The organism is Thalassospira sp. UBA4513 (assembly GCF_002388495.1).
Taxonomy (GTDB): Bacteria; Pseudomonadota; Alphaproteobacteria; order Rhodospirillales; family Thalassospiraceae; genus Thalassospira; species Thalassospira tepidiphila.
Window position 1 is genome coordinate 63,291 of sequence record NZ_DGMR01000025.1, and the last position, 25,622, is coordinate 88,912.

21 protein-coding genes are annotated in these 25,622 nt (G+C 52.9%); 16 read left to right on the forward strand and 5 right to left on the reverse strand.

Annotated elements, in window-relative coordinates; all coding sequences use genetic code 11:
* From B2T33_RS10410 to B2T33_RS10420, 3 genes are all read right to left on the reverse strand, one after another.
* Positions 1–2,231 (reverse strand): TonB-dependent siderophore receptor (locus B2T33_RS10410; RefSeq protein WP_286791952.1); only part of this gene is annotated, 2,231 nt, incomplete at its 3' end.
* A 178-nt stretch (positions 2,232–2,409) separates the two neighbouring features.
* Positions 2,410–3,441 (reverse strand): FecR family protein, encoded by a 1,032-nt coding sequence (locus B2T33_RS10415; RefSeq protein WP_197145699.1) that lies wholly within the window; start codon positions 3,439–3,441, stop codon positions 2,410–2,412.
* A 78-nt stretch (positions 3,442–3,519) separates the two neighbouring features.
* Positions 3,520–4,092 (reverse strand): RNA polymerase sigma factor, encoded by a 573-nt coding sequence (locus B2T33_RS10420; protein WP_197145697.1) that lies wholly within the window; start codon positions 4,090–4,092, stop codon positions 3,520–3,522.
* Between the two features lie 150 nt (positions 4,093–4,242).
* Here B2T33_RS10420 and B2T33_RS10425 point away from each other — a divergent pair, with 150 nt between their 5' ends.
* A complete protein-coding gene (locus tag B2T33_RS10425; protein ID WP_286791953.1) occupies positions 4,243–5,010 on the forward strand; it encodes a 4'-phosphopantetheinyl transferase family protein in 768 nt (255 codons plus the stop codon).
* 188 nt (positions 5,011–5,198) lie between these two features.
* Here B2T33_RS10425 and B2T33_RS10430 read toward each other — a convergent pair whose 3' ends face one another.
* Entirely contained in the window at positions 5,199–6,251 is a 1,053-nt protein-coding gene (locus B2T33_RS10430) for a LacI family DNA-binding transcriptional regulator (RefSeq protein WP_197145694.1), read from the reverse strand.
* A 302-nt stretch (positions 6,252–6,553) separates the two neighbouring features.
* Between B2T33_RS10430 and B2T33_RS10435 the strand changes: the two genes are divergently transcribed.
* From B2T33_RS10435 to B2T33_RS10470, 8 genes are all read left to right on the forward strand, one after another.
* Positions 6,554–7,534: an NAD-dependent epimerase/dehydratase family protein gene (locus tag B2T33_RS10435; protein ID WP_197145692.1), complete on the forward strand. Its 981-nt coding sequence runs from the start codon at positions 6,554–6,556 to the stop codon at positions 7,532–7,534.
* 48 nt (positions 7,535–7,582) lie between these two features.
* Positions 7,583–8,566 (forward strand): substrate-binding domain-containing protein, encoded by a 984-nt coding sequence (locus B2T33_RS10440; RefSeq protein WP_197145690.1) that lies wholly within the window; start codon positions 7,583–7,585, stop codon positions 8,564–8,566.
* Positions 8,567–8,650: 84 nt separating this feature from the next.
* Positions 8,651–9,655 (forward strand): Gfo/Idh/MocA family protein, encoded by a 1,005-nt coding sequence (locus tag B2T33_RS10445; RefSeq protein ID WP_286791954.1) that lies wholly within the window; start codon positions 8,651–8,653, stop codon positions 9,653–9,655.
* 134 nt (positions 9,656–9,789) lie between these two features.
* Entirely contained in the window at positions 9,790–10,737 is a 948-nt protein-coding gene (locus tag B2T33_RS10450; protein WP_083952669.1) for a sugar-binding protein, read from the forward strand.
* Between the two features lie 99 nt (positions 10,738–10,836).
* A complete protein-coding gene (locus B2T33_RS10455; protein WP_286791955.1) occupies positions 10,837–12,354 on the forward strand; it encodes a sugar ABC transporter ATP-binding protein in 1,518 nt (505 codons plus the stop codon).
* A gap of 63 nt (positions 12,355–12,417) precedes the next feature.
* Complete coding sequence (locus B2T33_RS10460; RefSeq protein WP_286791956.1) at positions 12,418–13,341, forward strand: ABC transporter permease; 924 nt, start codon at positions 12,418–12,420, stop codon at positions 13,339–13,341.
* A 64-nt stretch (positions 13,342–13,405) separates the two neighbouring features.
* Positions 13,406–14,146, forward strand: a complete 741-nt coding sequence (locus tag B2T33_RS10465) for an ATP-binding cassette domain-containing protein (protein WP_064779987.1) — start codon at positions 13,406–13,408, stop codon at positions 14,144–14,146.
* 27 nt (positions 14,147–14,173) lie between these two features.
* Positions 14,174–15,169 carry an ABC transporter permease gene (locus B2T33_RS10470; protein ID WP_286791957.1) on the forward strand — a complete coding sequence of 332 codons (996 nt, stop codon included), beginning with the start codon at positions 14,174–14,176 and terminating at the stop codon, positions 15,167–15,169.
* A gap of 107 nt (positions 15,170–15,276) precedes the next feature.
* Here the strand turns inward: B2T33_RS10470 and B2T33_RS10475 are convergent, their stop codons facing one another.
* Complete coding sequence (locus B2T33_RS10475) at positions 15,277–16,404, reverse strand: Gfo/Idh/MocA family protein (protein WP_286791958.1); 1,128 nt, start codon at positions 16,402–16,404, stop codon at positions 15,277–15,279.
* 108 nt (positions 16,405–16,512) lie between these two features.
* On the opposite strand from B2T33_RS10475, the gene B2T33_RS10480 reads away from it, so the two are divergent.
* The 7 genes from B2T33_RS10480 to iolD all read left to right on the forward strand — a co-directional run bounded on the left by B2T33_RS10480 (position 16,513) and on the right by iolD (position 25,618).
* Entirely contained in the window at positions 16,513–17,343 is an 831-nt protein-coding gene (locus B2T33_RS10480; RefSeq protein WP_063088781.1) for a MurR/RpiR family transcriptional regulator, read from the forward strand.
* Positions 17,344–17,557: 214 nt separating this feature from the next.
* Complete coding sequence (gene iolG / locus B2T33_RS10485; RefSeq protein ID WP_286791959.1) at positions 17,558–18,562, forward strand: inositol 2-dehydrogenase; 1,005 nt, start codon at positions 17,558–17,560, stop codon at positions 18,560–18,562.
* A 428-nt stretch (positions 18,563–18,990) separates the two neighbouring features.
* On the forward strand, positions 18,991–19,932 hold the full coding sequence (locus tag B2T33_RS10490) for a sugar ABC transporter substrate-binding protein (protein ID WP_286791960.1): 942 nt from the start codon (positions 18,991–18,993) through the stop codon (positions 19,930–19,932).
* Between the two features lie 70 nt (positions 19,933–20,002).
* The gene (locus B2T33_RS10495) at positions 20,003–21,100 is read left to right on the forward strand and encodes an ABC transporter permease (protein ID WP_063088784.1); all 1,098 of its coding nucleotides are present in this window, start codon (positions 20,003–20,005) and stop codon (positions 21,098–21,100) included.
* Positions 21,100–21,879 (forward strand): ATP-binding cassette domain-containing protein, encoded by a 780-nt coding sequence (locus B2T33_RS10500; protein ID WP_286791961.1) that lies wholly within the window; start codon positions 21,100–21,102, stop codon positions 21,877–21,879. Before B2T33_RS10495 ends, B2T33_RS10500 begins: the two co-directional genes overlap by 1 nt.
* Positions 21,879–23,792: a bifunctional 5-dehydro-2-deoxygluconokinase/5-dehydro-2-deoxyphosphogluconate aldolase gene (locus B2T33_RS10505; protein ID WP_286791962.1), complete on the forward strand. Its 1,914-nt coding sequence runs from the start codon at positions 21,879–21,881 to the stop codon at positions 23,790–23,792. The genes B2T33_RS10500 and B2T33_RS10505 overlap by 1 nt, the downstream gene beginning before the upstream one ends.
* The gene (gene iolD / locus B2T33_RS10510; protein ID WP_286791963.1) at positions 23,789–25,618 is read left to right on the forward strand and encodes a 3D-(3,5/4)-trihydroxycyclohexane-1,2-dione acylhydrolase (decyclizing); all 1,830 of its coding nucleotides are present in this window, start codon (positions 23,789–23,791) and stop codon (positions 25,616–25,618) included. Before B2T33_RS10505 ends, iolD begins: the two co-directional genes overlap by 4 nt.
* Positions 25,619–25,622 lie beyond the last annotated feature (4 nt).

Here is a 25,622-nt window from a genome sequence, read left to right on the forward strand (position 1 = left end):
GTGTAGCGAACACCAACGCCAAATCCCCATCCATCAAGAGGGCCTTGATTGAAGTTGTAGTTTGCCCAAGAGGATGCAGCCTTTTCCGGTGTCACAAGTGGGGTATTACCGCGATAGGAACCTTTGACGATTTTGGCATTGTTGTAGGCAAGGTTGCCAACCAGGCTAAGATTTTCAGTTACATTGGCACTGCCTTCAATCTCAAGTCCGCGCGATTCAACTTTGCCAATTGAGTCATAATACGAACCGATAGAGCCACTGTAGCCAGCATAGCGTGCGACGTTGTCCTCGGTCAGGCGATAGGCGGAAACCGTGAAGAAGCCATCAAACCCGACCGGTTCGAACTTGATGCCGGCTTCATACTGCTCACCCTCGGTCGGGTTGAGCATTTTGCCTTCAGAGTCCTGACTAGTGCTAGGCAAGAAGGATGTGCCCCAACTGACATAAGGCGAGATGCCATTGTCAAAGGCATAAAGGGCGCTAACGTTAAAGGTCGTTGCGGTATTGTAGTCGGTTGAACCCGTATTGGTTAGTCGGCTGATACGTTTGCGTTCTGCATAATCAAAGCGCACACCGCCATTAAGATGCCAGTTGCCAAGTTCAATCTGGTCCTGAACATAGATACCGGACTGATTGTAGGTTACGTCATCAAATGTTGTGTAAGCTGGTGTCGTGCCCGAAATCGACCGATTTGGGTCATTGAGATAGAAGATGTAATCACTGAGTACACCGCTTGAGCCAAAACGGTAATCCGACTTTGAATACATCAGATCAAGACCGGTCATTACTTCGTGTTTGGCGTCAGCGGTCTCGAAAGTCGTGATGACTTGGTTGTCGACCTGCGCGCTCCAGAGGGTTTCCTCAACAGCTTGTGCTGCGCGGTGATATTCCGTGTTTGAGTTCTTCCAGCCGCCGCCGGTCACGCCGCCAGTCAGGTACCGCGCTTCAAGATCGAAGTATCCAAACCGCGCCTTCTGGGCCAAGGTAACAGGCAGGTTGCTTAGATCATGGGTCAGATCATAGCCGACCTGAAACTGATCCTGTTTCTGATAGTCGTAATCCGCGTCGCTGGTGCGGTAATCAAGGATTTCGCCATTCAGGTTCAGAAGGGTTGCCGAGGCATCCGTTTCGTCATGCTGGAACAAGGTATAGATAGTCAGATCTGTATCTGCATTGGGTTGCCAACGAATTGTTGGCGCGAACATTTGCCGATCATCCTGAATTTCGTTGCTGGTTTCGCCAAAGCGGGTCATGCCAACAATGCGTGATGCCCAGGTCCCGTTTTCTGTCAGGCCGAGATTGTAATCAAACCCGCCTTCGTATGAGTCCGTGTTGGTGAAACGGCCATAGACATTGTTCTTTGCACCAAGATGAGGGCGTTTGGTAACGCTGTTGAGTAAGCCGCCTGGTGTTGATTGCCCGTAAAGTGCCGCTGTGGGGCCCTTTACGATTTCAAGCTGTTCAAGGCTGTAGGGTTCGGTGCGAAACGTTGCATAGACGCCTGTCATCTGGCGTAAGCCATCTCGGTAGTCGCCGTAGATATGTACCGGATAGCCCCGCACATAAACCTGATCAAAGCGCGGATCATATCCGTAATTGTTGGTTGCTACCCCTGCGGTATAAGCAACTGCATCTTCGATGCTCGCAACGGCGCGGTCCTCGATTTCCTGGCCGGATACGACGGAAATGCTTTTGGCCGTTTCAATCAGAGCTTTGCTGGTTTTTGTACCAGCACTGCTTCGCGTAGCGACATAGCCATGTGCGAGATCCTCTGAGTCCTGGGCGTTTGCCTCGACATAGAGCGGGTCAATGACGGTTGCTCCACTGCTGTCTGATATTTCTAGTTTGGTGAGGGAAACCGTGTTCTTGCCTGTAAAGCGATAGCTGACGCCACTGCCGGAAAGCAGGATACTCAATGCCTCAGCAGGGGAATGCGTGCCGATAAGGGCAGTGCTCTGCAATCCGGCAACCCGATCGACATCATAAAAGAGTTGCAGATTGGTTTGATTGGCAAAGGTCAAAAGCGCCTGGTTAAGGTCCTGTGCCGGGATGGAAAAATCGATTGCGGATGCTGCGTCACTTTGTGTTTCTGTATTTTGCTGTGCGGCTGCAGGCGTGGATACTCCAGCAACAACAATACCCGCAGCCAATGCGACCAAGCTGACACTATGTGCCAGACGATGGCCAAACACGTTTACCAATCCAGCTTTGCCGGTTTTTATTACCTGCATTACGCAGACCCCCATTCTCGAAAGTTTTTTCCAAAACGCAAATGATTGTCATTTGCTTGTGTTGGGTGAGACGGGATTTGCGGTCAGACTCAGTAAGATTAATTTCAGTTTTTTTGATTTTTGTGTCGGTAAGGACCGGAAACCGGAGAAATCCGGGCTTTTCAGATCGCTGCTATGCTCAGTAAATAACGGTCATTAGGGGGGTAATCGAGATATTTTGGACACCAAGTTCCCGTGAAATCAGTTCAAGTCCAGCCTGAGGATCGGTCATATCAAAGACACCACTGACAAGCTTGCGTGCCGCAGTCTCGTTCGCAATCATGATTTTGCCGCGCTGATACCGTGAGAACTCCGAGACAACTTCGCGCAGAGTAACGCGATCAAATATCAGCTTGCCTTTTTGCCAACTAAGCGCCCTTTCAGGATTGATTGTCGAAATTGGGCTGATTGAATGGCGGTTATAACGAGCGGCCTGATTTTCCGCCAAAATCGCTATTTGTTTTGATGTTGCCGAGTTCGGTTTGACTTCAACCTGATGTTCCAGCACGGCCACATTGGTGTGGCCATCAAAACTGTTAACGATAAACCGCGTGCCCAAAGCCTGCACCTGGCCATGCGGCGAGGTGACGGTGAAAACACGCTTGTCCGCATGTTCCATCGGGGCCGCTTGAAAGTCTGCAAGTCCGCTAATCAATGCGATATTTCGGGTTTGATCGGTAAACTGAACCGCTATTGCACTATCGGGTCCCAGGGTGACGATGCTACCATCCTCAAGTGTAATGGCCCGAACTTCCCCAACAGCAGTGTGGTAATCAGCACTTAGGAAAACGATCGGATCACCAACCATAACGCGGGTTGAAGCAATCGCCAGCAGAAAGCTTGCGGCAAGTGCGACATAGCCCCAGCGACGTTTCTTTGCCAGCGAGGCTTTGGATGGCGGTTTTGCCAGATGCTTAAGCTCAACAACCTCTGATGAAGGACTCTCGGTTGTGCGATCTGTCGATTTGATCGCATCATCCATTACAGCAAGCGCGTTATTGGCCTCTATGAAAGCTTGCTGGTTTTCCGGCGCTGCATCCAACCAAACATTGAGCTCTTCATGCTCAAATGCGCTGAGGTCACCATTGACCATTTTCGCAACCCAATTGGCCGCGGTCAGATCAATGTTTTTCTGTGTTTTTCGCATTTGGCTCACGTTACCAACCTGCACTTGCCGACAATTCGGACAAAGCGTCCTTATCTGTTGGACGATAAAACTGCAAGAAATGCGTAAAAACTTTGTGCAGTTTCATGACCGGCTTTCCCGCATGCGCTTCATCACATGGGCAATTGCGCGCGCGACATGTTTCTGAACAGAACTGTCAGAAATACCTAGTTGTTCGGCCGCTTCGCGATAGGTCAGCCCTTCAATGCGTACAAGAGTAAAAATTTCGCGCGTTTTGTCAGGTAGCTCATCAAGCGCGCGACGTACATATTCAAGTTCCGATTGCCCCCCAACGATCTGTTCTGGTGAGGGTGAATTATTGGGAATGACATCAAGGGGAATGTCTTTGGCGCCTGCGATTGGGTTTCGCTTTTGCGCCCGGACATGATCAATCGCAAGATTATGGGCAACGCGGTACAGGTAGGAACGGGCATAGGTGACTTTGTTTGCCTTATCGGGGCTGGCATGTTCCGACATACGCAAAAATGTCTCCTGTGTCAGATCCATTGCTGTATCCGCATCACGCAAAAGACGCGTCAGATAAATCTGCAATTCCCTTTGGTGAGACTGGAAGAGTTTTTTGAGGTCAGTTATTGCCAAGTCACATACCTGACTAAGGTGATGGGTTTTTAAGGGGTTATCAAAAATAATACTCATTCGCAATTAATTAGTTGTGCTGGGTATATGAAGTTTGCATCCTGCACCTGTGTACAGAGAATGTGTGTGGTTCCCTGAATGAAGCTTGGGAAAGCAACCGTTTGCGTCGGGCCATACAGAAGCAGTCTGAAAAGTATGAGGTTAAACACCATGTTTCCGGAAAGTTGCGTCGTGCGAAAACTGGTATTAACCCGGGATGGATCTTTCGGAAGCTTTGCAGCCACGGACATTTTGAAAGCAACCATTGCGATAATATACAGGCAACGCCTTGGTCAGGAGGAAACCGAAAGTCTGGCGAACAGATATCTGCACACACAGGAACAGAAAGTACGGCTGGGCTTCGAGTTTCCTCAACGACGCGACAGTTTCACGATAGGACGGTTGGCTGCGAAGCTTGCTTTGGAATGTCATCTGGATGATGTGTTACCAAATGATGTCGCCATAGGCAGTGGTGTCTTTCACCAGCCTATTATTATGGGCGCATCTGTCAGATGTTGTGAACTTGGTGTTTCGATTTCTCATTCGGACCAGATTTGTGTTGCCGTTATTCACCATAAAGGCCACCCGATCGGCGTTGATGTTGAAAACCTGGCTGAGGCCGATGTTGTGTCCGTGTTGAGTGATGTTAACGCGCGCTTAAGGCAGCAGTTCTTCAAACTGTCTCTGAATGAGTATGAGGCTGCATCCATACTTTGGGTCGGACGGGAAAGCTTGGGAAAGGTACTAACAACGGGTATGACTGTGCCGCTAAAACTGTATGAGCCGACGTCAGTATCGGAAGTGGAGGCAGGGTTCAAATTGAGCTACAAGACCTTCACGCAATACCAGACCCAAGTTATGGCAATTGACAAAGCATGGTTGGCGATGACGTTTCCGGCACAGACAAAAATTGATTTCGGTTGGCTGCGGGGCACTTAGTCATTGGCGTAAGCCTAATATCTCTTCCCGAAGCGCGAAACGGCTCCAGGCTGGAGGAAAGGTGCCAGACTTTATGGTACGTGACAGCAGTGTTTACAGAATGTCATCACTGCTCCATCGTTCTTCATCTTCCCCTCCAAAATCAGTCAGAAGTACTTACTCGCCTGAATTGTCATAATTCGGGGTATTCAAGCATTTTCTTCGGATTTCTCGACAGAATCGCGTTCTACCATAACGCATTCGACCTTGATCTGGTTTGGCGTTGCCAAAAGGCCGCCAACGCTGTCGATTAGCAGTTCGGCACTGATTTCGCCCATTTCGTAGTGAGGTAGAATAAGCGTCGTGAGGGCAGGGTGTGTGTGTTGGGCGATTTCGCGGTCGTCAAAGCCGATCACAGCCACATCGTCCGGTATACTTCTCCCCAGTTCGCGCAGCGCGTCAAAACAACCAAGCGCCATCAGGTCATTGGCACAGAAAATCGCGTCCGGTGGATTATCGAGTGCCATGAGCTCATGGGTCATCGAATAACCGGTTGAGGGCTCCCAGTTGCCTGGCCTGACAAGCGCCGGATCAAACGGTATATCGTTGCTTGAAAGTGCCTGACGGTATCCCTTGAGACGGTCGCGCGAGGCGTCGACACCTTTTTGCCCGTTAATGATCGCAATGCGCTTGCGACCGGCTTGTATCAGGCGTTCAGTTGCCGCCCGTCCCCCCAAAAGGTCGCCTGGCAAAACAGACGGGAGGGTGCGGGTGCTGTCGTAGCAATTGACAAGCACAGTGGGCTTTTTTGAAAGGATCGGAGGCAATTCCACCAGTCGGGTAAGAATTGTACCGTAAATGATCCCGATGACGTTCGAGTCTGCCAGCTGATTGACGATGCTGGCTTCGATGTTCGCATTGCCGTGGCTGACTGCGAGGCAAACATTGATCCCGTATTCGAGGGCCTTGTTGTGCGCCCCTTCAAAGGCCAGTGCCATCCATGGATCGGTGCTGATTTCATCTGCGATGAAGATAATGACGGATCGTGACTTGTTGCTTGGCGCAACCTGGTTTTCACGTCGAACAAGCTGATAGCCAAGTTTGTTCGCAGAATCGATCACGCGCTGACGCGTTGATTCAGTCAGTTTGGCCGGGCTCCCGTTCAGGACCAGTGACACTGTTGCCTGCGATACGCCCGCCATCGAGGCAACATCCATCATCGTCGGGCGATTTTTGCCACCGTAATGTTTCTTTTGCGACATTGAACTCGTTTTGCCTCTGGTCTTTTAGCCAACCGATATTTCGCAGTGATTGCGTCAGATGGTGCAAAAACGACCGATAGACAGCGTTTTCGCCCTTGGAGTTGAACAGGTTGGCGCACGTCTGAACCACCAAGCCGATATTGGTAATACCTTATTCAAGACGATCAAGACAAGCCGTCTGCCGCGCCTGCGGCATAATTAGTAATCATTCTTCCAGTTGAATTTATATCGGCATTCTATCCTGAGGTCACTTGACTCCATATTATTAATTAATATTATTAATTCAATAGGGAGGATAATTAATGAAAATTTTGATTACCGGTGCAACCGGTAAGGTCGGTAAGGCATTTTTGGCGGCATTTCTTGATAACCCTAGGTATGCACCGGCCAAGGTCGTGGCGCTGTGTCATAACCGCAAGATCGAAGCTGGTGAACGGGTAGAGGTCATTACGGGGTCTCTGTCGGACCCTGAAGCTGTTGCGTACGCGATGGAGGGGGTCACCCACGTTCTTCATATGGCGGCGGTGAAAGAAAGCCCCGATCTGGTCATTGATGTTGCAATCAAGGGGATGTTCCTGCTTCTGGAAGCCGCGCGCCAGTCATCGACGCTTAAGCAGTTCATTCTGATAGGTGGCGATTGCTCTGTTGGGCACATTTTCAAGGATTATCCGGCACCAATCACAGAAACCTCCCCGCGGCAGGCTTATAGCGGCTGTTATGCGCTGACCAAGGTGCTTGAAGAGGTGATGATCGAACAATATCAGATCCAGTATGGCCTGAATGGTACCGTTTTGCGTGCGCCCTGGATCATGGAAAAAGATGATTTCAAATATGCGCTTTCGTTTGGTCCGGACCAGTTTGGTGGTCCGGTCTGGGGCGACTTGATAAGCGCGGAAAAGGCTGCGCGCCTTGCCGAGGGCAGTTTTGTGCCGTTGATGCGTGATAAAAAGGGCGCAGCTCTTAAGCGTAACTTTGTGCATGTCGATGATCTGGTCGCTGCGTTGATGGCGGCCCTCGATCACCCTGCTGCGCTGCAGGAGCTTTTCAATATCTCTATGGATGAGCCGGTCGATTACGCGCAGGTCGCAGATTACCTGGTGCGAACGCGCGATATGGAACCCGTGGAAATCCCCACACCGTTTCACAGCAACTGGCTTGATAACACCAAGGCACGGCACGCACTAGGTTGGCGGCCGCAAGTAGATTTCGAGGAGATGATCGAGCGGGCCTGGGCATATGAAAGAAGCCCGAGCGATCCTCGGAAAATCTGGTATCCGGGGTAATCAATTCCGGGCCAGACCAACTAGGGAGAGCTAAACGTGAAACATAAAATGTTACTAACTCTCACATCTGCGCTCATTCTTGCGACAGGTGTTGGCGCTGCAAATGCCGATGGGAAAAAGACATTGGCCATTGTGGTGAAAGGCTTGGATAACCCGTTCTTCGAGCAAATCAATCTGGGTTGTCAGAAGTGGATGTCGGAGAACATGGACTCTGAATATGAGTGTTTGTACACTGGGCCTGCATCCAGTGCTGATGAGGCTGGTGAAGTTCAGATCGTCGATGATCTGTTGACCCGCGGTGTTGCCGCAATCGCAATTTCGCCGTCAAATGCGCCGGCGATGGCAAACCGAATTCGTCAGATCAACCCGAATGTTCCGGTGATGACGATTGATGCCGATTTCCTTGAAAAAGATCGCGACTTGCGTGCGACCTATCTGGGGACTGACAACTATCTGATGGGTGTCAAAATGGCCGAAGAAGCCATGATGCTTAAGCCGGATGGGGGAGCGGTATGTTTGCAGTTGGGGAACGTTGCGGCGGACAATATCAACGCGCGTGCTTCTGGCTTCCGCGACACGATTTCAGGGGCTAAGGGCACGGAGCGCCTTGCGAACAGCAATGGCTGGACGGAAATTGAAGGGTGTCCACTCTTTACCAATGATCAGGTCGATCTTGCCAACCAGCAGATGGCCGACACCTTCACGGCAAATCCCGATCTTGATGCCTTTATTCTGATTGGCGGCTGGGCACAGTTCGCACCGCAAGCCTATGCCCAGGTTACAGATCAGGTCATGGACCGGCTGAAATCCAAGGAGCTGATCCTGATTGCGGGCGATACACTTCCTCCGCAAACCCAGGCATTCCGCGACGGACGTAGTCATGCGCAGGTCGGTCAGCGTCCGTTTGAAATGGGGTATCGGGCACCTGATGTGATGATCGAACTTATCAATGGCAAAAAGGTAGATGATCCACTCTATACGGGGCTGGATGTTTGCAATCAATCGGATCCGGGTTTTTGCGCGGATAACTAATACCAATCCTTGATGAACTGGGCCGGATTTGTTGATCAGATCCGGCTCGATTTTTATCCGGACTTACACAGGGCGGAAGACAACGTGACAAAAACAAAAATCAACTGGGGCATTCTTTCGACGGCCAATATCGGCGTGGAGAAAGTTATTCCGGCAATCAAAAAATCACCCTCGTCGAATGTGCTGGGGATTGCATCGCGCAATGCAGGGCGATCGGCGAGGGTGGCCAATGACCTTGGAATTCAGAAGTCTTACGCGTCCTACGAGGCGTTGATTGCTGATCCGGAAATCGACGCGATTTACAACCCGTTGCCAAACCACATGCATGTCGACTGGACGCTGGCTGCGGCACAGGCGGGTAAGCATGTGCTGTGTGAAAAGCCTATCGGGTTGAATGCGCGCGATGCAGAACGGCTACGTGCGTGTCCGAAAAATGTGTCGGTCGCAGAGGCCTTTATGGTGCGCTACCACCCGCAATGGATACGTGTGCGCGAGATGGTCAGAAGCGGCGAGCTTGGTGAGGTCAGGGCGATCCAGGCGGCATTCAGTTACTTTAACGATGATGGCCAGAATATCCGCAACAGGCCAGAGGCCGGCGGTGGTGCCATCATGGATATCGGATGCTACCCGATCACGGCGGGCCGGTTTTTGTTCGAAGACGAGCCGGTGCGCGTCATGGCCCTGATCGATCGAGATCCCGCATTCAAAACCGATCGGATGGCGAGTGTGGTTGCGGACTTTGGCGGCGGCCGGCAATTGTCATTCATGGTTTCGACGCAACTGTGCCCGTATCAGACCTTGAATGTGTTTGGCACGAAGGCACGGGCCGAAATCATGATCCCCTACAATGCGCCGGCAGATAAAGAAACCGCCCTGATTGTCGATGCAGGCGAGAGCCTGGATGGCAGTCTGGCTGGCTGCGAGATCGTGCCTGCGTGTGATCAGTATACCGAACAGGCGGAAATGTTTGCGCAGGCCATTCTGACACGAAGAGGTTTGCCATACGGCATCGAGGATTCGATTGCCTCCATGCGTGTTCTTGACGCGGTTTTTGCGAGCGAAGAGCAAAAAACGTGGGCCAATCTGTGATTAAAACCATCAACTTACACAGCCGTGGGTGAAAAACGCTTGATCCAAAATTATTAATGATATTATTAATTATGAGCCGCACAGATAATTTATAAATACAGTCGTGCGGATTGTTAATCGGGAGGATTAAACGCATGAAATTTGCAACAACATTCGCAACCCTCGGCCTGTCAATGGTTCTGGCTGGCGGGGCGTTCGCACAAGAAAAGCAGCAGCTTGCATTCGTGGTGAATGCTGCTTCGGACTTTTGGAAACTGGCAGAAGCAGGGGTCGAGGCCGCACAGGCAGAACTCCCCGAATATGAGCTGCAGTTCCGGTATCCTGCACAGGGAACCGCAGCACTTCAGAATGCGCTGATGGATGATTTGGTCGCCGGGGGAACGGATGCGATAATGATTTCGTCGGCCGATCCAAAGAACTCTATTGATGCGTTCAATCGCATTGCGGCCCAGGTGCCGCTCTTTACCACCGACAGTGATGCCCCGCAAAGTGATCGCATCGCCTATCTTGGGTCATCCAACGTTGCTGCTGGCGTTCAGGCTGGTGAGATTGCCGTGAAAGCACTGCCAAACGGTGGAAAATGCATGGGCTTTGTCGGGTTCCTTGGTGCCGACAACGCGATCGAGCGTATCGCCGGTTTCCGTCAGGCGGTTGAAGGCAGCGGTATCGAGCTTGTCGATGTGCGTGGTGATGATGTCGACTTTGCACGTGCGCGGTCAAACGTCGATGACGTGCTTGCGGCAAATCCCGACATTGATTGCATGGTCGGGTTCTATTCCTACAACCCGCCCAAAATTTACGAAGCATTGCAGGCTGCTGGCAAATTGGGGCAGGTGACGGTTGTTGCCTTTGATGAAGACCCTGTAACGCTTGGCGCGGTTCGCGAGGGCAGCTTTGCTGGCACGGTTGTTCAGGACCCGTACCAGTGGGGTTATCAGGGCATGCACCTGATGGCGGATTATCTTGAGGGCGATATGTCGAAGGTGCCCGCAGATGGTTTGATCATCGTGCCGACCCAGGTGATCGACAAATCCAATGTCGATGAGTTCGAGGCTGTCGTTAAGGAAAGAATAGGCGGGTAATTTTCTTCCCCCTGCCTAGCGAGCGGGCGTGTGAAATCTGCGAGTGCGCCTGCTCGCACCTTTCCAACGATGTCGAATGGACATTGGGGAGCCGAGTATATGAGTGCAGTGCATGGGCTTGATCTGCGACTTGAAGGCGTCACCAAGGTTTATCCCGGTGTGGTGGCCCTTAATGATGTTTCATTGCAGATCAAAGCTGGCGAAGTTGTTGGACTTCTGGGTGAAAACGGGGCCGGAAAATCGACCCTGATGAAGATTCTCGGCGGGTTGATCGCGCCGACATCCGGGAAAATTATTCTTGATGGACAGCAGTATGACGCCTTTGACGTCAAACAGTCCCAACAAGCAGGGATCGCGTTCGTCCATCAGGAACTGAATGTTTTCGATAACATGGATGTTTCCGCAAACATCTTCCTTGGCCGGGAACTGGTGCGCGGGCCTTTGCGGCTGACGGATCGCAAAGCCATGAATAAAATGGCGGAGCCGCTGATAGAGCGTGTTGGCGCGCCGTTCAGGCCAGAAACACCGGTTTCCACATTGTCCTTGGCGGAGTGCCAGTTACTGGAAATCGCCAAGGCGTTGTCGATGAATGCGCGGTTGGTCATCATGGATGAGCCGACATCAAGTCTCACACTTTCTGAGACCAACATGTTGCTTAAGGTCATTGCCGACCTTAAGGCGCAAGGGATTGCCGTCATCTATATTTCACATCGCCTGAGCGAAGTGGAGGAATGCGTCGACCGTGCGGTTGTCCTGCGCGATGGCCATAATGTCGGGGTGCTTGAGCGTCAGGCAGTTACGCATGACGCGATGATCCGCATGATGATCGGACGAGAGCTCAAGGCTCTTTACACGCCACCTTCGGTGCCTGCGACCAAACCCGTTCTTTCCGTCAAAAATTTTGCGATCAAAGGCAAACCTGATCGCACGGCAAGCTTTGATGTGATGGCGGGCGAGATCCTTGGCGTTGCGGGCTTGATCGGGGCAGGACGTACAGACTTGGCCGAGGCAATCTTTGGTGTCGGTGACAAGCTTGGTGGCGAAATTCTGATTGATGGCAGAAAGACCGAGATCCATAGCCCGGCCGATGCCATCGCAGCAGGGCTTTATCTTGTGCCCGAAGACCGCAAGCGGGCCGGGTTGATCCTTGAATTTCCGACATTGGAAAATGTCACGATGGCCAACTTGCCGGCATACACATCACGCGGGCTTGTTTCCCAGAAGCGTCAGATCGCTGTGGCGGAATCCCAGCGCAGTGCGTTGGCGATCAAGACACATGATGTTCGCCGGGCAGCAAATGAAATGTCTGGTGGAAACCAGCAAAAGGTCGTTCTGGCAAAGTGGCTGTCCATGGATCCCAAAGTCATCATTTTCGATGAGCCGACCCGGGGGATCGATGTCGGTGCAAAAGCCGAGATTTATGGATTGATGCGATCGCTGGCCGATCGCGGAGTAGGGGTGATGATGATATCGAGCGATATGGAAGAGGTAATCGGGGTTTCAGACAGGATTGTCGTGATGAAAGACGGGCTGATTACTGGGGAATTGCCGCGCTTTCGCTTTTCCGAGAGCAATGTGCTCAATCTTGCCGTCGGTAAAGTGCTGGAAGAGGCCTGAGAAATGCAAAAAAAAGATATCGGTCTTGGCATTCTGATTATCGTGGTTGGCGCAATTGTTTATATGCGCAACCCGCTGTTTCTATCGCCCATCAACCTCGGCAATACCGCAAATCTTATCGGCCTGTTTGGGTTGTTTGCCATTGGACAAGGGTTTGTCATTATGACTGGCGGTATTGATCTTTCCGTTGGATCGGTGATCGCGCTGCTTGGTGTGTTGTTTGTCGACATGGTCGGTAAGTTCGGTGTTCCCTGGCCATTGGCCGTAGCGATCATCATAGGCCTTGGTGTTCTGATCGGACTGGCGCACGGTATCCTGATTACACGATTTAGGCTGCAGCCATTTGTCGTTACCTTGTGCGGGCTTTTGATTTATCGCGGCATCGCACGTGGATACACAGCGGAATCAACGGCTGGCTTTCCTTTTGGTTCCAGTTATCCTCAGCTTGAATGGCTTACAATCGGGCGGAGTTTCGGCGTCCCGCACTCGTTCGTCGCGATGCTGATTGTAGCGGCGGTGATGTGGGTTGTTTTGCATCACACAGTTTTTGGTCGTCATCTTTGCGCGGTCGGCAAGAACGAGGAAGCCGCACGCTTTTCGGGGATAAACACCCGTTTCGTCACGGTGATGGCATATGTGATCTGTGCCGTGCTCGCATCGATTGCGGCGATATATTTCGCAATGTTCACCAAGTCCGTCCAGCCGTCTTCGCACGGCAATTTTTACGAGCTTTATGCAATTGCGGCGGCTGTTTTGGGTGGATGTTCTTTGCGCGGCGGCGAAGGTTCAGTGATCGGGATCGTTCTTGGGGCCGTGTTGCTACAAGAACTGCAGAACCTGGTGAATTTGCTGGGTATTCCATCTTCGCTGAATTTCGCAGTGATGGGCGCTGTGATTTTGCTGGGTGTTCTGGCAGATCAACAATTTGCAGCCTATCGCACCAGAAAAAATACCGAAAGGGCGCTGGGCTTGCTGCAAAAACCATAAATCACAAAAGAAAACCGTCTGCTTGTTACCGCATTAGGTGGATCGGCAGATATGGGGGGTGTTCATGAATGTGCTTGAACTTAAAAACATATCCAAACGTTATGGTGCCATACAGGCGCTTGATAGCGTGTCACTTGCCATTGCGCCGGGCGAAGTTGTCGGACTTATGGGCGATAACGGTGCGGGGAAATCCACCTTGGTCAAGGTGATTGCGGGGAACTTTGCCCCGACGTCGGGCGATATCCTTATTTCCGATAAGAAAGTGGCATTTAACAAACCATTGGATGCACAGAAAGCCGGTATAGAGGTCGTTTATCAAGACTTGGCGATTTGCAACAATCTGAGTGCAGCGTCTAACGTATTTCTGGGACGTGAACCAACCCGCAGGATAGGGCCGATCAAGGTTGTGGATTATGCCTTCATGCGCAGCAAATCCGCCGAACTGTTTGCGCGATTGAAATCGGAAACCCGTCCCCGTGATCTGGTGCACAAAATGTCCGGCGGGCAGCGCCAGGCTGTTGCGATCGCACGGACCCTTTTGAGTGATGCCAAGATCGTTTTGATGGACGAGCCAACGGCTGCGATCTCTGTTCGGCAGGTGGCGGAAGTCCTCAACCTTATCCGGCAGCTTAGTGATCAGGGTATCGCCGTTGTTCTGATCAGCCACCGAATGCCCGATGTCTTTGAGGTCGCCGACAAGGTTGTTGTCCTGAGGCGCGGCGAACTTGTTGCAGACAAAAAAGCATCGCAGTCTTCGCCAGAAGAAATTACGGGCCTGATTACCGGCGCGATTGAGCACGCATGAGTGGACCTAAAAAAGGAAACAATGAACATGGCAACGCCGACTCTTGCTGAAGTCATCAATCGTTCTCAGCATCATGGGCTGATTGCACGGATCACAAGCCAGCAGATTTTTTGGGTGTTTATGGCGGCTGTCTTTGCCTGCTTGGCATTGACGATCCTGACCGACAGTTTCGCAACAGAGCGCAACCTGTTTAATGTCACCCGCAATTTTGCGTTTGTCGGGATCATTGCGCTTGGCATGACGGCGGTTATTGCATCCGGCGGGATAGACCTTTCTGTTGGCTCCACGCTGGTGATCTCCGCGATGACGGTCAGCGTCATCATGTCTGCGGGAATGCCATTTTGGCTCGGTTGTATTGCCGCACTTGGTGTCTCGCTGCTTGTGGGGGCGGTGAATGGCGTGCTGATTGCCTATGCGAAAATGCCGCCATTTGTTGTGACGCTTGGCATGCTGTCGGTCGCGCGCAGTCTAGCAATGGTGCTTTCTGATAACAAAATGATCTATGAGTTCGGGCCGGATCACGACTTTTTGCTTTGGCTTGGTGGCGGTTCAACCCTCGGTCTTCCGCATCCGTTGATCATCATGGTGATTCTGGCCTGCCTGACGGCGTTCGCGTTCAGACATTTGCGTTGGGGCCAGCACTTGTTCGCGATTGGCGGTAACGAAAATGCAGCGGTTCTGACCGGTATTCCCGTCGCGCGGATCAAAGTCAGCGTTTATATGTTTTCAGCCCTGATGGCAGGTATTACCGGGATCCTGGAAGTTGGCTGGCTCGGTGGGGTTACGACCAATCTTGGTCAGGCCATGGAGTTGACCGTCATTGCAGCTGCTGTCATCGGCGGTGCCAATCTTGCGGGTGGTGGTGGCACTGCGTTTGGTGCCGTGGTCGGTGCATTGTTGATTGAAGTGATCCGCAACAGCCTTATTTTGCTTGGTATAAGCACATTTTGGCAGGGAACTTTTGTTGGATCGTTCATAGTAATTGCCGTAGCGTTTGACCGTTTCAGGCAGAGAAAGTCATAGACCTGCAAAAGTACTTTGAGAGAAATGGCAGCTTTTTGAGGCAATCGGAAATGCCAAGTAATTGATTCTGCTGTATCTCGAATGTCACCTTTTGCGGCACGTGACAGCTATACCTCAGACAGCGAGACCCTTGTCCCGTCAGTCGCGGATTTCGCGATTGCATGAATGACCTTTTCGAATTCGTAAGCGTGTTCGAAATCGGGGTAGGCCGGACTGTCATCGCGGATCGCACAAAGCAGTGCGGCGGCTTCGATGACCTTGAGATCGTTAAAGCCAAGCTGATGTCCCGGTGCCGGGCAGAATTCGCCGTAGGGCGGATGTGCCGGGCCGGTCAGGATGGTGGTGAAACCCTGCTGCGCCTTGTCTCCTGAATTGCGATAAAGCTGCAACTCGTTCATGCGCTCCTGATCAAAGCAGATCATGCCCTTGGTGCCATGAACCTCCCAAGCCAGCCGGTTTTTTCGCCCCCATGCCGAGCGCGATGTCGAAAGGCTGCCCTGAGCGCCATTGGCGAACCGGACCAAGGCGGATGCCGTATCCTCGTTTTCGACCTTGGCCCGCCCGGTTCCATCAGGGAGAGGGCGCGTGGTGTGAACGGTTTGCATATCGGCAATCAAACTGTCGATTGGTCCGGCAAGGCCATATGCCATTGATACCAGATGGCATCCCATATCCCCCAATGCCCCAAGACCAGCATCGGCAATCTTGGCCCGCCATGTCCAGGGCAGTGCCGGGTCAGCCTGATAATCCTCGTCCACCCAGCCACGGAAATGGACGATCTCACCTATTTCACCGCCCTGGATCAGCCGACAGGCATGTGTGAATGCTGGGTTTTTGATGTAGTTGTACCCGACCATGGTTTTGACACCCGCTATGCGCGCGGCATCGCGCATTTCACGCGCCTGATCCAGCGTGAGAGCCAAGGGTTTCTCGCAATAAACATGTTTGCCTGCCTTGATGGCGGCAATAGCCATTTCGAAGTGAAGCGCATTCGGCGTGGTGATCGAGACGATATCGACATCCGGATCTGAAATCAGCGATGTCCAGTCGGCAGTACTTTTGGCAAAGCCAAACTGGTCGGCCATCTGTTTGGCTTTTTCGACAGGCGTATCACATAAAACCGCAAGATGAGACTCCGGCACATCGCCCATAACAGCCCGTGCTGCACCAAATGCAAGCGCATGCGCCTTTCCCATGAAACCTGTGCCAATCAGGCCAATGCCAAGAGATTTCATTTGCCGGAACTCCTCACCTAGTCAAAATAGAATTTTTGTTCTATTTAATGGATGATCATGGAACGCGCCGTGCGTCAAGCAGAAACAAAACAAGGAAGAATAAACGCCATGAGTGATCAGACCGCACCTGTTTCGCTTGAGGAATTCAATCACCGTCTGGCTGAAATATCGGAAACCATGCCCAAAAGACTGCGCCAATGTGCGGAGTTTGTTGCGCAAAATACGGACCGCATCGCTGTTTCCACAGTTGCCGAACTATCGGTCGGTGCAGGTGTGCAACCCTCGGCCTTCATGCGGTTCTGTCAGTTGATGGGATTTTCCGGATTTTCTGAAATGCAGAAAATGTTTCGGGAAACCTATGCGCAAAAATGGCCGGACTACGCCACACGGCTTGAGAACCTGCGCGCAACAGGGGATGACAGCCCCAGTGCCCTGCTGGCCGAGTTTGTCGAAGCCGGGCGGCTGTCCCTGGAAAATCTGGCGTCAACGGTTGATCTGGAAACGCTGGAAAAGGCGGTCGATGTCTTGGCTGAAGCCCCGATGATCCATGTGGTTGGTTTCAGACGTGCCTTTCCGGTCGCGAGTTATCTTTCCTATGCCTTTGAAAAGATGAACATTGCCGCCGTTCTACATGACGGTGTGGGTAACCTCAATCCACGCCACGCGATCCGCGAGGGTGATGTGGTGATTGCGATCACCTTTGCGCCCTATTCACAGGAAACGATTGATCTTGCAGCCTATGCGCATGACCTTGGAAACAAGGTTGTGGCGATCAGTGATTCGCTGAGCGGGCCGATGCGCAAAACAGAAGCCTTGATGTTATCGGTTTCCGAAGTCGATGTCGGGGCGTTCAGGGCACTTTCGGCGACAATCTCGTTGGCGATTGCCTTGGCCGTCTCTGTCGGGGCAAAGCGCGAGAAACTGATCGATGGAAAATAATTATTGAAAAACAAAAATAATGGAATAAAAATTCCATAGCGTATTCCAAGCAGAATATGCGTATCAGCATAAACGGGTGCGAGAGACATCCGCGTGATCATCCCGAAATCATCGATCTGCCAATTGGTCTGCCAGATTTTTGCTGGCGTGTTGCAGGCAATTCGGGCGGTCATCGTAAGTCAAGGCGGGAACGCCGAAGGGAAGGAACATCGGAATGCTTAAAATAGGTTTGCTGGGCGCTGGACGCATTGGGCAGGTCCATGCGGTGAATATTGTCGCGCACCCGCAAAGTGAACTGGTCGCGGTGTCGGACAAATTTGACGAGCCTGCCGAGAAGCTCGCCCAGATGCATGGCGCTGCTGTGCGTAGCAGCGAGGACATCATTGCCGATCCGGCGATTGATGCCGTGTTGGTCGCAACACCGACCGATACCCACGCGGATCTGCTGGAGGCAGCCACAGCAGCAGGGAAGGCGGTTCTGTGTGAGAAGCCGGTTGATCTTGATCTTAAGCGTGCCCTGGATTGTCTTGCGCGATGCGAGCCGCACGGCAAACCCATCATGGTTGGATTTAACCGCCGCTTTGATCCGAACTTTGCCCATCTCAAAGCGGCCTTTGATCAAGGCGAAATAGGCAAGGGGGAGCTGCTTTCGATCACTTCCTTTGATCCGGCACCACCGCCGGTAAGCTATGTGAAGGTATCTGGCGGGATTTTCCGCGATATGGCGATCCATGATTTTGATATGGCCTGCTGGATGTATGGGGCGCTGCCCGACAAAGTCACCGCCATCGGATCAAGCATTGTCGATCCGGAGATCGGAAAGGCAGGTGACTTTGATACTGCCGTTACCACGCTTGAGTTTTCTGGCGGGCGTATCGCCGTGATAAAAAACAGCCGTCGTGCGGCATATGGCTATGACCAGCGCATCGAGTTTCTGGGCTCGGACGGGTTGCTTGCCGCACATAACGTTCTGGAAAACACAATTGAGAAAATCACCGCGCAAGGTGCAACCAAAGCCAAGCCGGAGCATTTCTTCCTCGAACGCTATGCCAAGGCCTATCAAATTGAATGGAACTGTTTCATTGAGGGTGTGCAGGGGGCATCGCCCCTTCCGGTGACCCTGAAGGACGGGATCAATGCCCTGGTCGTCGCCGAGGCAGCCGCGCTTTCCGCGCGCGAGGGACGAAGCGTTGATGTCGCAAAAGAAATTCTGCCCTGATTAAACGCGTCCAGATCAGGGCTTGGACATTAACCGGCGTGGCCCATCAGCTGCGCCGGTTTTCTTTTGGCGATCAGGGATCTGTGCCATGCGAGTCGTCCCGAAAACTTAAAACGACCGATGGCGACTACCTTTATTTGCAAGGACGTTGTTGCCCATCGCATTTGGTTCGGGGTGGGGTGAGCGGCGGTTTCAGGTGGTTTGGCAAGGCCTTGTGGCAGCGACAGAGGGTTATCTTGCAGTGCAATAGAAAAAAAATGTTGATTTTGGTACAAAATAGAACAAAAATTCTATTCAACGGTTTCAACGGGTCATATCAACCCACGCCGCCAGAAGCAGAAAGGTTGCACAAAGACGACTGACTGCCAGAAGAACACATAAATTCAATGGGAAAATCCCAATATTTCAGCCGACTAGGGAGGCAACAGATGAAAAAGGCGCTTACTGCCATCGCGGCAGCAGCATTTGCATTTGCCGGTTTGTCCGCAACCGCATCCGCAGAAAATGAAAAATTCGTTCTCATCAGCCACGCACCGGATTCTGATAGCTGGTGGAACGTGATCAAAAACGCGATCAAGGTCGCGGGTGATCAGATGGGTGCAGAAGTCGAATACCGTAACCCGCCGACCGGTGACCTTGCCGATATGGCGCGTATTGTCGAACAGGCTGCTGCCACCAATCCGGATGGCATCATCGTGACCATCGCGGACTTCAACGTCCTTAAGGGGCCGATCACCGATGCCGTGGATAAGGGCATTCCGGTCATCACGATCAACTCCGGCACGCAGGAACAATCCGAAGAACTTGGCGCGCTGATGCATGTCGGCCAGCCGGAATATGATGCCGGATTTGGTGCCGGTAAACGCGCCGCCGCAGCGGGTGCGAAAAGCTTTGTCTGTGTGAACCACTACATCACCAACCCGGCGTCTGTTGAGCGTTGCCGTGGCTTTGCCGACGCACTTGGTGTCGAGCTTGGCAGCCAGATGATCGATAGCGGTCAGGACCCGTCGGAAGTAAAGAACAAGGTTAGCGCGTATCTCAATACCAATCAGGATGTTGATGCGGTGCTGACACTGGGTCCGAACTCTGCCCATCCGACCCTTGCAGCCCTGCGTGACGCCGGTCTTGCTGGCGAAATTATGTTTGGCACGTTCGATCTGTCATCCGAGATTGCCGAGGCCATCAAGGCTGGTGAAATCAACTTTGCCATCGATCAGCAGCCTTACCTTCAGGGTTACCTTCCGGTCGTCATTCTGACCAACTATGCGCGCTATAGCGTCCTGCCGTCCGGGCATATCAACTCGGGGCCCGGTTTCATTACCAAGGACAACATCGCGCAGGTCGAAAAATACGCCGGCGAATATCGTTAAGATTTCCTCCCGCCAAGGGCGCGCCTCAGGCCGCCCTTGGTACCCACCTGATAGTTAAAAGAGTGATGCCATGTCGGACGAGCGGCTCAAGCAAGTCTCAGCCATTCGCCGTGCCATGATCAGGCCCGAACTCGGTGCGATCTGCGGTACGATCCTGGTCTTTGTTTTCTTCTTTATGATTGCCGGTGATAGCGGCATGTTTTCCCCGGAAGGCATTCAGAACTGGGGTGTCGTTTCGGCCCAGTTTGCCATCATCGCAGTCGGTGCCTGCCTGTTGATGATTGCCGGTGAATTCGATCTTTCGGTCGGCTCAATGATCGGCTTTGCAGGCGTGGTGATTGCCATTCTGTCTGTTCAATGGGGCCTGCCGGTTTGGCTGTCTATTATTGCGGCCTTCATCGTATGTACGGCACTGGGCGCACTGAACGGTTTTCTGGTGATCAAAACCGGCCTGCCAAGCTTCATTGTTACCCTGGCATTCTTATATATTCTGCGTGGTCTGACCATCTGGCTTTCCATCCTGACAACCCGACAGACCATTATTGGCGGGGTTAAGGAAGTTGCCGAAGGAGACCCGCTTGCCTGGCTGTTTGGCGGCGTGATCTTCAAGGGCTTTTTCCAGTGGCTTGGCGATATCGGTGTCATTGATACTTTTACCCGTGGCTCACGCATCGGGCAGCCGGTCGTTGAAGGTCTGCCGATGCTGGTCATCTGGGCACTGGCATTGATCATTTTCGGTCATTGGCTTTTGACCAAAACACGTTTCGGCAACTGGATTTTCGCATCCGGCGGGGATGCGCAGGCCGCACGTTATGTTGGTGTTCCGGTCAATCGCGTTAAAATCCTGATGTTCATGTTTACCGCATTCTGCGCCACCGTATTTGCGACCTGCCAGGTCATGGAATTTGGTTCGGCTGCAGCCGACCGTGGTTTGCTCAAGGAATTTGAAGCCATCATCTGTGTGGTGATTGGCGGCGCACTTCTGACAGGTGGTTATGGTTCGGTCATTGGTGCTGCGCTGGGAGCTTTGATCTTTGGTGTGGTTCAGCAAGGCTTGTTCTTTGCTGGTGCGGAAAGTTCGCTTTTCCGGGTGTTCCTGGGCGGCATCCTGATCTTTGCTGTGATCATGAATACCTATATCCGCCGCATGATTACGGGAGAACGGTAATGAGCACGCCATTGATTGAAATGGACAATATTGAAAAGCATTTCGGACCGGTAATCGCGTTGGGCGGTGTTTCCTTCAATGTGATGGAAGGCGAGTGCCACTGTCTTCTGGGTGATAACGGTGCGGGCAAGTCGACCTTCATCAAGACCATGTCAGGCGTACACAAGCCAACCAAGGGTATCATGCGGGTCAGTGGTCAGGAGACGGTTTTCGACAGTCCGCGTGACGCGATGGAAGCCGGGATCGCCACCGTTTATCAGGATTTGGCGATGATTCCGCTGATGTCTGTGACGCGCAATTTTTGGATGGGGCGTGAGCCACGCAAAAGCTTTGGTCCGTTCAAATGGATCGACTTCAAGCATGCCAACAAGGTTACCTTGGATGAAATGGCATCCATGGGCATCAATCTGCGCGAACCTGAACAGGCGGTTGGCACGTTGTCGGGCGGGGAGCGGCAAACAGTTGCGATTGCGCGTGCCGTGTATTTTGGCGCCAAGGTCCTGATCCTTGATGAACCGACATCGGCACTTGGTGTGCGCCAGACGTCAAACGTCCTGGCGACCATCGATCGGGTGCGCAAAGCCGGAATTGGCGTCATCTTCATTACCCACAACGTCCGCCACGCCATGGCAGTGGGCGACAGGTTTACGGTTTTGAACCGCGGCCAAACCCACGGCACGGCGAAGCGGGGTGAAATCAAATCCGAAGAGCTTCAAGACCTTATGGCGGGCGGTCAGGAACTGGCCGAACTCGAAGGGTCCCTTGGAGGGACGATTTAATGAAGCGGCTTGATGTCATTACGATTGGACGATCATCCGTTGACCTTTATGGCACCCAGATTGGCGGGCGCCTTGAGGACATGGCATCGTTCAAAAAATATATCGGGGGTTCCCCGACCAATATGGCGTGCGGGACTGCGCGACTGGGATTGAAATCTGCGCTTATTACGCGGGTTGGCGACGAGCATATGGGGCGGTTCATCCGCGAAAAGCTGGTTGCCGAAGGCGTTGATGTTCAGGGTGTTATAACCGACCCTGAACGCCTGACGGCACTTGTGCTTTTGGGCGTGCGCAATAAGGAACAGTTTCCGTTGATTTTCTATCGCGAAAACTGTGCCGATATGGCGCTGTGTGAGGATGATATCGATCCCGATTTCATTGCCACTGCCCGCTGCGTCACGGTCACGGGAACGCATCTTTCCCATCCCAAAACCCGTGCGGCCGTTTTAAAGGCCGTCCGGCTTGCGCGCGAAGCCGGCTCCAAGACGGCACTCGATATTGATTACCGGCCGAACCTTTGGGGACTTTCCGGGCATGGGGATGGTGAGAACCGTTTTATTGCCTCGGACGCGGTCACCAAAGAATTGCAGGCGACCCTGCATCTGTTCGATCTGATCGTCGGGACCGAAGAAGAATTCCATATTGCCGGTGGCGTGACCGATACGCTTGAAGCGCTTGAAAATGTTCGGGTGATTTCGAATGCGACGCTGGTTTGCAAGCGCGGACCCATGGGGGCCGTGGCGTTTGCGGACAAAATTGGCAAAAGCCTTGATGACGGTATTTCCGGGCCGGGGTTTGCGGTTGATGTGTTTAACGTTCTGGGGGCGGGTGACGGGTTCATGTCAGGCCTGTTGAAAGGCTGGCTGTCTGATGCGGATTGGGAAACATCCCTGAAATACGCCAATGCCTGTGGTGCATTCGCGGTGTCGCGCCATGGCTGTACACCGGCCTATCCGAGTTGGGAAGAACTGCAATTCTTCTTTGATCGTGGCATTAAAACCCCGGAACTGCGCAACGATGCAGAGTTGGAGCAAATCCACTGGTCAACCAACCGTACCGGCAGTTGGCCTGAAATGCGGGTTTTTGCATTTGACCACCGGATGCAGCTTGAAGATCTTGCCGATGATGTTGGCGTTTCGCATGACCGCATTGGTCCGTTCAAGGAGCTGTGCCTGCGCGCGGTCCAGAATGTTTCCGGCGGCAGGGATGGATACGGCATCCTTTGCGACCGCCGACTGGGGCGTGATGCCCTTTATGCGGCGGCGGGAACCGGGCTTTGGATCGGGCGACCGGTTGAACTTCCGGGATCGCGTCCGCTTGAACTGGAAATTGGTCCCGATCTTGGCACGCAACTGGCCGAATGGCCGGTGGAGCATGTGGTCAAGGTTTTGTGCTTCTATCATCCCGATGATGATGATGTGACCAAGGCCGATCAGGAAGCCACCATCATTCGGCTTGCCAATGCAGCGCGCGGCAACGGCTTGGAATTCCTTCTGGAAGTTATTCCGTCAAAGGTTCGCGATTGTGATGATGAAACAACGGCCAAGGTGATCAAGCGTTTCTATGAAATCGGTGTTTATCCCGATTGGTGGAAACTTGAACCGATGAAATCGGATGCGGCCTGGCGCAATGCCTGCGATGCGATTGCCCAAAATGATCCCTATTGCCGGGGTATCGTCGTGCTTGGTCTTGATGCACCAGAAGCGGAGCTCGTGGAAAGCTTCGAGGTCGCAGCGCGCTTTAACATGGTCAAAGGCTTTGCTGTTGGGCGCACGATCTTTATCGATGTTGCGCGTGACTGGTTGCAAGGTACGATTGCCGATGATCAGGCCGTTACAGCAATGGCCCAAAAATATCGCGCCCTTTGTGATACCTGGGACGCGGCACGCAAAAAATCGGGAGGAGCGGCATGAAAACCGTTCGATTAACCGCTGCCCAAGCAATGGTGCGGTATCTCAGCGTACAGCGCAACCACGACGGCGAGAGCTTTTTCGGCGGCTGCTGGGCCATTTTCGGTCATGGCAATGTCGCCGGAATGGGCGAGGCGCTTCATGGTGCTGGCGACAGTTTTCCGACATGGCGTGGTCATAACGAACAAAGCATGGCACACGCGGCAATCGCCTATGCCAAGGCATCCAATCGCAAACGGGCCATGGCGGTAACAACGTCGATCGGGCCAGGTGCGACCAATATGGTGACGGCCGCGGCTCTGGCGCATGTGAACCGGTTGCCGGTTCTTATTATACCCGGCGATGTGTTCGCCAATCGCGCACCGGACCCGGTTTTGCAACAGATTGAAGATTTCGGGGACGGTACGATTTCGGCCAATGACTGCTTCAAACCGGTCAGTCGGTACTTTGATCGTATTACCCGCCCGGAACAGCTTCTGACAGCATTGCCGCGCGCAATGGCGGTTCTGACAGACCCGGCCGATTGTGGCCCGGTGACCCTGGGATTTTGTCAGGATGTGCAGGCAGAAGCCTATGATTGGCCGGAAAGTTTCTTTGCGCCAAAGACGTGGAAAAACCTGCGTCCCCGTGCGGACCTTCAACAGATTGAAGACGCGATTGGCGCGATCAGATCGGCAAAAAAACCGCTGATCATTGCCGGTGGTGGCGTGCATTACGCCCAAGCTTGCGGTGATCTGCGTAATTTTGCCCATCGTCACATCATCCCGGTGGCCGAAACACAGGCAGGGAAATCTGCCTTGCCGTGGGATGATGATCTCAATATGGGCTCGATTGGTGTTACCGGGGCAAGCAGTGCCAATGCCATTGCCGAGGACGCCGATCTGATCATTGCGGTTGGAACGCGTCTTCAGGATTTCACGACGGGCAGCTGGTCGCTGTTTAAGAACCCTGATCGTCGTATTCTTTCGATCAATGTCGCGGCCTATGATGCGCGTAAACATGATGCGATTTCGGTCGTCGGCGATGCGAAGGCCACATTGGCGGAGCTCACCAAGGAACTGGGCGACTATCGTGCAGGTGCGGTGGACCCGGCACTTAAGAAAAGCTGGATGGATGCGGTTGAGGGTGTCACCGCGGCGCCAACAGGAAACGCGTTGCCAACGGACGCACAGGTGATTGGTGCGGTTCAGCGCAGCACAGATGAAAATGCGATTGTTGTTTGTGCAGCAGGTGGGCTTCCTGGCGAACTTCACAAGCTTTGGAAAACTGCCCGACCCAATGGCTATCACGTTGAGTATGGTTTCTCGTGCATGGGATACGAGATTGCCGGTGGGCTTGGTGTCAAGATGGCCTGCCCGGATCGCGAGGTTGTCGTTATGGTGGGCGATGGGTCCTACATGATGATGAATTCCGAGCTCGCGACCAGTGTGATGCTGGGGCACAAGATCATCACTGTGATCCTTGATAACCGGGGATTTGGCTGTATCAACCGTTTGCAGATGGCAACCGGCGGGGAAAGCTTTAACAACCTTCTTGATACAGCGCGTCACGCGGTGCCCTCGGCAATTGATTTTGCTGCGCATGCCGGTGCGATGGGGGCGATTGCCGAAAAGGTATCCTCGATCACCGAGCTTGAAGACGCCATGGTGCGCGCCAAAGAGGCTGATCGATCCTACGTCATTGTGATTGATACCGATCCGTTGCCAAGCACGGAAGTCGGTGGTCATTGGTGGGATGTCGCCGTGCCGGAAGTATCGGTTCGCCCAAGCGTTAACGAAGCCAGAAAAAATTACGAAGCCGCGCTGAAAAAGCAGCGCCCGGGAGATTAAAATA